This window comes from Nonomuraea sp. NPDC001684, assembly GCF_053596515.1.
On sequence record NZ_JBSFGJ010000369.1, the window covers coordinates 1 to 9,377 of the forward strand.

General features: G+C 71.4%; 8 protein-coding genes. 6 read left to right on the forward strand and 2 right to left on the reverse strand.

The genetic code is table 11. The annotated features are described in order from the left end of the window. The first annotated feature begins 86 nt into the window (after positions 1-86). Both ACWCSD_RS39965 and ACWCSD_RS39970 read left to right on the forward strand, forming a co-directional pair. Complete coding sequence (locus ACWCSD_RS39965; protein WP_449922674.1) at positions 87-773, forward strand: serine hydrolase domain-containing protein; 687 nt, start codon at positions 87-89, stop codon at positions 771-773. A 196-nt stretch (positions 774-969) separates the two neighbouring features. Beyond that, complete coding sequence (locus ACWCSD_RS39970) at positions 970-2,199, forward strand: serine hydrolase domain-containing protein (protein WP_449922676.1); 1,230 nt, start codon at positions 970-972, stop codon at positions 2,197-2,199. A gap of 19 nt (positions 2,200-2,218) precedes the next feature. Here the strand turns inward: ACWCSD_RS39970 and ACWCSD_RS39975 are convergent, their stop codons facing one another. Next, positions 2,219-2,680, reverse strand: a complete 462-nt coding sequence (locus ACWCSD_RS39975) for a hypothetical protein (protein WP_449922678.1) — start codon at positions 2,678-2,680, stop codon at positions 2,219-2,221. Then, positions 2,677-3,837: a PucR family transcriptional regulator gene (locus ACWCSD_RS39980; protein ID WP_449922680.1), complete on the reverse strand. Its 1,161-nt coding sequence runs from the start codon at positions 3,835-3,837 to the stop codon at positions 2,677-2,679. Before ACWCSD_RS39980 ends, ACWCSD_RS39975 begins: the two co-directional genes overlap by 4 nt. A 237-nt stretch (positions 3,838-4,074) precedes the next feature. Between ACWCSD_RS39980 and ACWCSD_RS39985 the strand changes: the two genes are divergently transcribed. Genes ACWCSD_RS39985 through ACWCSD_RS40000 form a run of 4 tightly spaced genes read left to right on the forward strand, consistent with a single transcriptional unit; the run spans position 4,075 to position 9,154 of the window. Further along, on the forward strand, positions 4,075-4,908 hold the full coding sequence (locus ACWCSD_RS39985) for an alpha/beta fold hydrolase (RefSeq protein ID WP_397159852.1): 834 nt from the start codon (positions 4,075-4,077) through the stop codon (positions 4,906-4,908). A 25-nt stretch (positions 4,909-4,933) separates the two neighbouring features. Then, positions 4,934-5,794, forward strand: coding sequence for a VOC family protein (locus ACWCSD_RS39990; protein ID WP_449922682.1), 861 nt, complete (start codon positions 4,934-4,936; stop codon positions 5,792-5,794). Between the two features lie 27 nt (positions 5,795-5,821). Next, positions 5,822-7,591 carry an FAD-dependent oxidoreductase gene (locus tag ACWCSD_RS39995; RefSeq protein ID WP_449922684.1) on the forward strand — a complete coding sequence of 590 codons (1,770 nt, stop codon included), beginning with the start codon at positions 5,822-5,824 and terminating at the stop codon, positions 7,589-7,591. A gap of 6 nt (positions 7,592-7,597) precedes the next feature. Then, a complete protein-coding gene (locus ACWCSD_RS40000; RefSeq protein WP_397159856.1) occupies positions 7,598-9,154 on the forward strand; it encodes an FAD-dependent monooxygenase in 1,557 nt (518 codons plus the stop codon). Positions 9,155-9,377 lie beyond the last annotated feature (223 nt).

Sequence of the window (9,377 nt, forward strand, 5' to 3'; positions counted from 1 at the left end):
GGCCTCAGAGCTCATTCGTATCCGTACGACCTACCAGACCCCTTGTCCGGATAAGTCACCAGACGTAACGTTTGTGGCCGAACAAGGTGAAGGAGGGGATCTACTCCAACACCAACTACCTGATCGCCGGCCTGCTCCTGGAGAAGGTGACGGGCGAGAACGCCGAGCAGTACATCACCCGCAACGTCATCCGCAAGGCGGGGCTGCGGCACACGTCCTTCCCGCGCACGCCGGTCATCCCCGGCCCGCACTCCAAGGCGTACGAGTCGATGTTCGGCTTCATCGACCCGCCCAAGGACTACAGCGTCTACAACATGTCGTGGATCACCACGGCGGGCGCCGTCGTGTCCACGATGGACGACCTCAACCAGTTCTGCCGGGTGCTGCTGCGCGGCGGGCTGATCGGCCCGGCCGAGCTGGCCGAGATGCAGAAGACCGTGCCCGTGGCCGGCGTGTCGGGCGCCTACGGCCTCGGCATCTACGCCACCGACCTGCCGTGCGGCCGGTTCTGGGGGCACAGCGGCGGCGTCTTCGGCATGGCCACCGACTCCTACACCAGCCCGGACGGCGCCCGCCAGCTCTCCATGGGCGTCAACCGCACGAAGTACCAGAGCCTGGACGAGAACGGCAACATCGTGATCAGCCCGATCGACTACGCCACCGTCGACCACCTGCTGCTGGGGCTCTGCGGTCAGAGCGCGGCGCGCACGACGGCGGCGCAGCCGCAGATCGTCCCGTTCGCCGTGGACCGGCTGATCTCCGTCAAGCGCTAGCGTCACACCGCTCAGCACGACACACCTCTCTGCCGCCGGCTCACCCCCGGCGGCATCGGCATGCCGGCAACGGTCGTGTCAGCGGCGGCGTCAGTGCGGTGACGGCCCCGTGTCAGGGCTCTTCGCGAGGGTTGACCCATGGACGCCGGACCGGACGGATCCGGCGGATCGACCACCGCGACAAGGAGACACGATCATGGCAATCGGCGGGAACGGCTTCTCCGAGCAGGGGCTGCGCAGGCTGCGCGAGGTGCTGGCCCGGCACGTCGACTCGGGGCGGATCCCGGGCCTGGTCGCCCTGGTGAGCCGCGGCGAGGAGACGCACGTCGAGGCGATCGGCACGATGCGGCACGACGGCGGCGCACCCATGCGCCGCGACACCGTCTTCCGGATGGCCTCCACGTCCAAGCCCGTCTCGATCGCGGCGGCCATGGTGCTGGTGGACGAGTGCCGGCTGCGGCTGGACGACGTGGTCGACCCGTGGCTGCCCGAGCTGGCCGACCGGCGCGTGCTCACCAGCCCCGGCGCGCCGCTGGACGACACCGTCCCGGCCCACCGGCCGATCACCGTGCGGGACGTGCTGACCTCCACCTTCGGGCTCGGCATGGACTTCACCGCGCTGGGCAAGCCGATCATGAACGCGATCTTCGAGCGGGGCCTCACCCCGAACCTGCCGGTCGAGATGCCCGAGCCGGACGAGTGGATGCGCCGCCTGGGCGAGCTGCCGCTGATGTACCAGCCGGGCGAGCAGTGGCAGTACCAGATCAGCAGCGACCTGGTCGGCGTGCTCGTCTCCCGGGTCACCGGCCGGCCGTTCGAGGAGTTCCTGCGCGAGCGCGTCTTCGAACCGCTCGGCATGACCGACACCGGCTTCCACGTGCCCGCCGACCAGATCGACCGGCTGCCCGCCCTGTACGCCCCCGACCCGGTCACCGGCGAGTTCCTCGTCTGGGACGAGCCCGAGGGCGGACGGTGGAGCAAGCCGCCGGCGTTCCAGGGAGGCGGCGGCGGCCTGGTCTCCACGGCCGACGACTACCACGCCTACTTCCGGATGTTGCTCAACGGCGGCACCCACCGGGGCACCCGCGTCCTGTCCCGGCCCGCCGTCGAGCTGATGACCACCAACCGGCTCACTCCGCAGCAGAACGACGCCCGTACCGCCCTGGCCAGGAACAACGTGCACATCTCCTTCGGCCAGGGACAGCAGGGCGGCTGGGGCATGGGCATGGCGGTGCGCATCTACCGCGGTGACTACGCCCCGGTCGGCCAGTTCGGCTGGGACGGCGGCAGCGGCACCTCGGCCTACGCCGACCCGGTCAACGGGCTCACCGGCATCCTGCTCTGCCAGCTCGGCTACTCCGTCCCGAACCCGGCCCACCTGATGAACGACTTCTGGACCACCCTCTACCAGGCCCTCGACGACTGACACAAGGGAGGCCGACCGCTCACCTGTGCCGGGCCTCGGTGGTCAGCTCGCGCAGCCGGGCCAGGAACGCCTGCCCGGCCGGCCCGGTGTCGAGCGGCAGCAGGTACGAGCTCGCGTCCGACGACCCGAACCACCGCGCCTGCACGTCGACCCCCGTGGCCCGTCCATACAGCGCGGGGTCGGCGTCTTGCAATGACACGTCCGCCAGCCTGGCGCCCAGCCGCACCTGCGTGCCCCGGTCGGTGACGGTGGCGATCACGATCACGCCCGGCGTGACGACGGCCGCCGTGGTGAACGGCCCGACCTCCGGCCCGGCCGCCCTGGACGCGCCGAACAGCCCGCTCAGCAGGCCGCGCCGCCCGCGGCCCGGCGGCAGGACGGGGACGCTGCGGGTCTCGCAGCAGACGTCGGCCGTCTCCGCCAGGTCGCCAAGAAGCTGCTGCCCGGCGCCCGGCGGCGCCCATCGCGCCGCCGGGCTCATTCGTGCGGCCACAGGCCGGCGAGGCGGGCGATGCGGAGACCGGCGTGCAGTTCCAGGCGGATCGACCCGTCCGTGATGTCGCAGCCGATGACCTCGCGGACGCGGTCGAGCCGGTAGTAGAGCGTGCTGCGGTGGATGCGCAGCCGCCGCGCCGCGCTCTGGATCTCGCCGCCGCTGTCGAGGTAGCCCTCCAGCGTCGCCGCGAGCTCGACGCCGTGCGGCGCGTCCAGCAGGCGCCGCACGCCGTCGGGGAACTGGCTCGGCGTCAGCCGGTCGAGCGGCAGTTGCAGGAACAGGCGGTCGAGGCCGAGCTCGTCCCAGAAGACGCGCTTGCCGTACCGCTGCGGATCGAGGCGCGAGGCACGCTGGGCGAGCCGGGCCTCGTGGTAGGACTCGACCGCCTGCGCCAGCGACGGCTGCACGCCGCCCACGCCCGCCACGACCGCCTCCAGACCCGGCCCGGCGAGCGCGCGTTCGAGCCTGTCGCGATTCACCGGACGCGGGAAGAGAACAATTCCTTCGGCCCCGAGAACGGCGCCGACGATTTTCACCGTCGTCGATCTCGTGGTGAATTCAAGAGTCGCCTCGACGGCCAGCCGGGTAATGGATCTGGGCGCCGATTCGGGGGCCCGGAGAACGAGCACCGAATAATGCTCGACATCGTCGATGAGATTGTCCCGCACGAGTTTCCCGGCCGCCTCCGCACGTTTCTCCGGCGATTCTCCGAGCAATTCCGCGAGCAGCTGCCGGGAATTCTCGGTGCCGTGCCGGCGGTCGGAGATGCGCAGCGACAGCAGCGCGCCCATTTCCGGCGCGGCCGATTCCAGCAGCGCCAGGTCGTCGGCGCGCGGCGTCTCCCGGTCCTCGACGTAATAGACGTAGCCGAGCAGTTGCTGCTCATGGCGCAACGGCAGCACGACCAGCTCGCCGTCGTCCTGGGGGACCCGCACGCCGTGCCGGGCCTGGCGCAGCCGATGCTGCTCCACCAGCGGCTTCGTCAGCGGGGCGGTCGAGCCGGCGAGCAACCGGGCCAGCCGGGCGAGCCGCGCGTCGGTGTCGTGGACGCTGAACGCCGCGATCCTCAGGTCATGATCGACCACCACGAGCGCCACGCCCAGGCGATCGGCCAGATCTTGCACGGCGTCATCAAGGCTCACCGGGGTTGCTCCTCTCCTGCGACACAGCGTCGGATCGGCGCCGACAACTAACGACAGATCGTACGAAGCGCATCAACGTGGTGTCCGTCTACGGTGGTGCGACAGCGCACAAGTTAGCAATGCGAGGGGTGCGGGTGGCAAGCCCCGCCGTCGCCCCGCGGGCCGATCACAGCCGTCCGCCCGATCAACAGATCATGCCGGGCAATGCCCGTACAGCACGGGAAGGAACCCATTCCAGTGACCGAGCGCACCGTCGAGACCAACGGCTATTCCACGTTTTTTCTGGAAAGCGGCGACGACGACCGCGAGACCGTGATCCTGCTGCACGGCGGCGGCCCCGGCGCCAACGCGGTGTCCAACTGGAGCGGCTTCATGCCCGCCCTCAGCGACGACTACCACGTGCTGGCGCCCGACCTCGTCGGCTACGGCCGCACCGACCATCCCGAGGACATGCCGGGCAGCCTGACCGGCTGGATGCGCATGCGGGTCGAGCAGGTGCTCGCCCTGATGGACGCCCGCGGCGTCGAGCGGGCGCACCTGGTCGGCAACTCGATGGGCGGCGCCCTGGCCATGCACCTGGTGATGACGGCGCCGCAGCGCTTCGACCGGATCTCCCTGATGGGCAGCGCGGGCGGGCACTCGCAGCCGACGCCCGAGGTCATGCGGATGGTGTCCTTCTACAAGGACCCGACGATCAGCGCCCTGGAGAACCTCACCAAGTGGTTCGTCTACGACGAGGACGCGCTCGGCACGTCGATCTCGGAGATCACCGAGACGCGTTACCAGGAGGTCATGCGGCCCGAGGTGCGGCGGTCCTTCGAGCGCTTCTTCTCCTCCTCGCCCGCCGAGATGGCCGTGCCGCCGTCGGCGCTGCGCCGGATGCCGCACCCGTTCCTCGTCGTGCACGGCCGCGAGGACCGGTTCGTCACCCCCGACTCCAGTGTCTTCCTCCAGCAGCACCTGCCCAACGCGCAGCTGCACATCTTCCCGCACTGCGGCCACTGGGTGCAGATCGAGCGCGCCGCCGAGTACGCGGCGCTGCTGCGGGGCTTCCTCACCGACGCGTTCTGACCTCGTACGACAGGAGACATCAGGCATGGACATCAAGCAGCTCGGCTACCTCGGCCTGTCCGCGCGCGAGCCGGACGCCTTCACCGCCTACGCCACGGACATCCTCGGCATGCAGCGGGTCGCGGGGGAGGACGGCGCCACCCACTTCCGCATCGACGACGTGCACCACCGCATCACCGTCGAGGCCGGTGAGCAGGACGGCGGCGCCTACTACGGCTGGGAGGTCGCCGACGCCGGCGCGCTGAGCGCCGCGCTCGACGAGCTGAGCGACCACGGCGTCGTGGCCTGCCAGGCGACCCAGCGCGAGCTGGAGATCCGCCGCGTGGCCGGCATGGCGCACTTCCGCGACCCGGCGGGCAACCGGGTCGAGCTGTTCCACGGGGCCTCGGCGGGCGAGGGGCAGTTCACCTCGGCGCGCGACATCGAGCGGTTCGTCACCGGCGACCTCGGCCTCGGCCACGTGGTGCTGGCCAGCCCGGACGTGGCGGCCCAGCAGCGGTTCTACACCGACGTCCTGGGCTTCAAGATCAGCGACACGATGCGCAGGCCGTTCCAGGCCACGTTCCTGCACACGAACCCGCGCCACCACAGCATCGCCTTCGTGGACGGCCCGTTCTTCGGCATCCACCAGCCGTTCCTGCACCACTTCATGCTGGAGGTCCCCGACATGGACCAGGTCGGGCGCACCTACGACCTGGTGCTGGACCGCGACGTCCCGGTCACCATGACGCTCGGCCGGCACAGCAACGACCAGATGTTCTCCTTCTACGCCGAGTCCCCGGTGGGCGTGCACACCGAGTTCGGCAGCGGCGGCGTGCTCATCGACGACGCGACCTGGCAGGTCACCGAGATCCCCGGTCCCGACCTCTGGGGCCACCGGCACTGACGTCCCTCCCTTCTAGGAGCCATTGACATGGAAACCCTCACCCCCGTCGTGGAGACGGACGTGCTGATCGTCGGCGCCGGCCCGGCGGGCGCCACCGCCGCGGCGCTGCTGTCGACGTACGGCATCGCCAACGTGGTGCTCAACAAGTACGCCGGGGTCTCGAACACGCCTCGCGCGCACATCACCAACCAGCGCGGCGTCGAGGTGCTGCGCGACCTCGGGCTGGAGGGCGAGGTGACCAGGAACGCCACCCCGCAGCACCTGATGGGCGAGCACGTGTACGCCACCAGCCTGGCCGGCCAGGAGCTCGGCCGCCTGCGCACGTGGTACACCCACCCGCACTTCAAGGCCGAGCACGACCTCGCCAGCCCGTGCTCGGTGTGCGACCTGCCGCAGCACGTGCTGGAGCCCATCCTGGTCAACGCGGCCGCCGCGCGCGGGTCGTCGGTGCGCTTCAACACCGAGCTGCTGACGTTCACGCAGGACGACGACGGCGTGACCGCCCTGGTCAAGGACCGGCTGACCGGCCAGCAGTACGGCATCCGCAGCAAGTACCTGATCGGCGCGGACGGCGGCAACTCGACCGTCGCCGCGCAGGCGGGCCTGCCGCTGGTCGGCAAGATGGGGCTCGGCGGCTCGATCAACGTGGTGTTCGAGGCGGACCTCACCCGCTTCGTCGAACACCGTCCGGGTGACATGTACTGGTTCGTCCAGCCGGGCGTCGGCCACGACGGCAACGGCATCGGCGTGCTGCGCATGGTGCGCCCGTGGACCAAGTGGGTCGGCGTGTGGGGCTACGACGTCAACGCCGGTCAGCCCACGCTCACCGAGGAGGACGGCGTCCGCATCGCCCACCAGCTGATCGGCGACGACCAGGTGCCGGTGAAGGTCGAGTCGATCTCCACCTGGGCGGTCAACGACGTCTACGCCACCGACAACATGGCGGGCCGGGTCATCTGCGTCGGCGACGCCGTGCATCGGCACTCGCCCATGAACGGCCTCGGCTCCAACACCTCCATCCAGGACAGCTACAACCTGTGCTGGAAGCTCGCCATGGTGGTGCGCGGCGAGGCTGCCCCGGCGCTGCTCGACAGCTACCGGGACGAGCGGCTGCCGGTCGCCAGGCAGATCGTCCAGCGCGCCAAGCGCAGCGACGGGCTGATGCCGCAGCTCTTCATGGCGCTGCGCCTGCCGCCCGCCTCCGGCGCGGAGGAGCTGCGCGCCGCCCTCGACGCCCTGCTGCCGCCGACGGCCGAGGGCGGCGAGCGGCGGCAGGCGTTCGACGCCGCGATGCAGGCCACGATCATGTGCTTCAACACGCACGGCGTCGAGACCAACCAGCACTACACGTCCGGCGCGATCGTGCCCGACGGCACGCCCGAGCAGCCCGCGCCGCGGGACGAGGAGGTCTACTACTTCGCCTCCACCCGTCCGGGACGCCACCTGCCGCACGTGTGGCTGACCAGGGACCAGCAGCGCGTCTCCACCTTCGACCTGTGCGGCCGGGGCCGGTTCACCCTGCTCACCGGCATCGGCGGCGCGGCCTGGCGGGAGGCGGCCGAGCGCGTCTCCGAGCGGCTGGGCGTGCCCGTCCGGGTGCGGTCGATCGGCCGCGGCTGCGACTACGAGGACAGCTACGGCGACTACCGCGCCCTGTCCGAGGTCGGGGACGACGGGGTGCTCCTGGTCCGTCCCGACCACATGGTGGCCTGGCGGTCCGCGTCGATGGCCGACGATCCGGAGGCGGCGCTGAGCGCCGTGCTCGGCCGGATCCTCGGCCCGGCGACCAGGGAGTAGCGGGCCATGCGCATCGCGGTGGCCGGCGGCGGGCCCGGCGGGCTGTTCTTCGCCGCGCTGATCCGGCAGGCGGACCCGTCGTCGGAGGTGACCGTCTTCGAGCGCAACCGCGCCGACGACACCTTCGGCTTCGGGGTGGTCTTCTCCGACCGGACCCTGGAGGCGATCCACGAGGCGGACCCCGTGCTGCGCGCGGCCCTGGCCGAGCACGGCAGGCACTGGGACGACATCGAGGTCCGGCTGAAGGGCGAGCGGATCAGGTGCGGCGGCAACGGCATGGCCGCGGTCGTCCGGCGCACGCTCCTCCTGCTCCTGCAGGAACGGGCCCGCGCGGTCGGGGCGGACCTGCGGTTCTCCACCGAGGTGGGGCTCGCCGACCTGGCCGGCTACGACCTGGTGGTGGCCGCCGACGGGGCCTCCTCGCGGATCCGCGAGGAGCTCGGCCCCGGCCTCGGCTCCCAGGTGGAGACCGCCGCGGCCAAGTTCATCTGGTTCGGCACCGACCACCTCTTCGACGGGCTCACCTTCGTCCACGAACGCGGCCCTGACGGCGTCTTCGCGGTGCACGGGTATCCGATCTCCGGCGCCATGTCGACGTTCATCGTGGAGACCGACGAGGCGTCCTGGCGGCGGGCCGGTCTCGACGCGTTCGACGAGAGCCGGCCGCCCGGGGTGAGCGACCTGCGCTCCAAGGCGTACCTGGAGACGCTGTTCGCCGAGCACATCGAGGGCGGGAGGCTGCTCACCAACAACTCCCGGTGGGCCAGTTTCCGCACCCGCCGCACCCGCCACTGGCACACCACGGCCCCGCGGCCCGTCGTGCTGCTCGGCGACGCCGCGCACACCGCGCACTTCTCCGTCGGCTCGGGCACCAAGATGGCCATGGAGGACGCCGTCGCGCTCGCGCGGGCGCTGGCCGGGCACCCCGGCGACCTGGCGGCCGCGCTCGCGAGCTACGAGCGGGCCGCCCAGCCGCCGGTCCGGCACATCCAGGACTCGGCGCGGCCCAGCCTCGCCTGGTGGGAGAGCTTCGGCGGCTACCACGACGCCCTGGAGCCGTGGCAGTTCGCCTACCACTTCCTGTCCCGCAGCATCTCCGACGCGCGCCTGGCCAGACGCGCGCCGGGGTTCGTGGCGTCGGCCCATCGCCGGTGGCGGGACCTGCACGGCGCCGCGCCCCTGGAGACGGGCTTCGAGGCCGCCGGGTGGTCGGCGTCCGGCCGGCTGCTCGACGTCCTGCCCGGCGCGGACGGCGCGCCCGCCGCCGTCCGGGGGAAGAACGAGCTGCCGCTCTCCGCGACGCCGTTGCCCGGCGCGTGGGGCGCCCTGGTGGAGGCGCCGGACACCGAGGACGGGCTGCCCGACCTGTCCGGGTTCGCAGCGGCCGGCGCGACCCTGGTCGCCGTGCACGGCGGCACGGCCCTGACCCGTACCCGGCTGTGCGAGGAGGCACGGATGCGCGCGGGACTGCCCGCACTGCTGATCGAACCGGAACCCGACCGCGACCGGGCCCTGACCATGGTGCTCTCCGGCCGCGCCGACCTGGTCGGAGTGCTGTCATGAACGGCCTCGGCTCCGATCGGAGTGCTCTCATGGACGGCCTGGGATCCGGTCCGCGTGCTCGCGTGGACGGCCTCGGACCCGGTTCGGGTGCTCTCATGGGCGACCTGGGCCCGTTGTTCGGGCCCCGTATCGAGGTCTCGACCAGCAAGCTGTTCACGCCGTGGAACACCGTCTTCTACCGGGACGTCGCGGCGCAGCCCGTGAAGAGCGCCTTCGAGCTGCC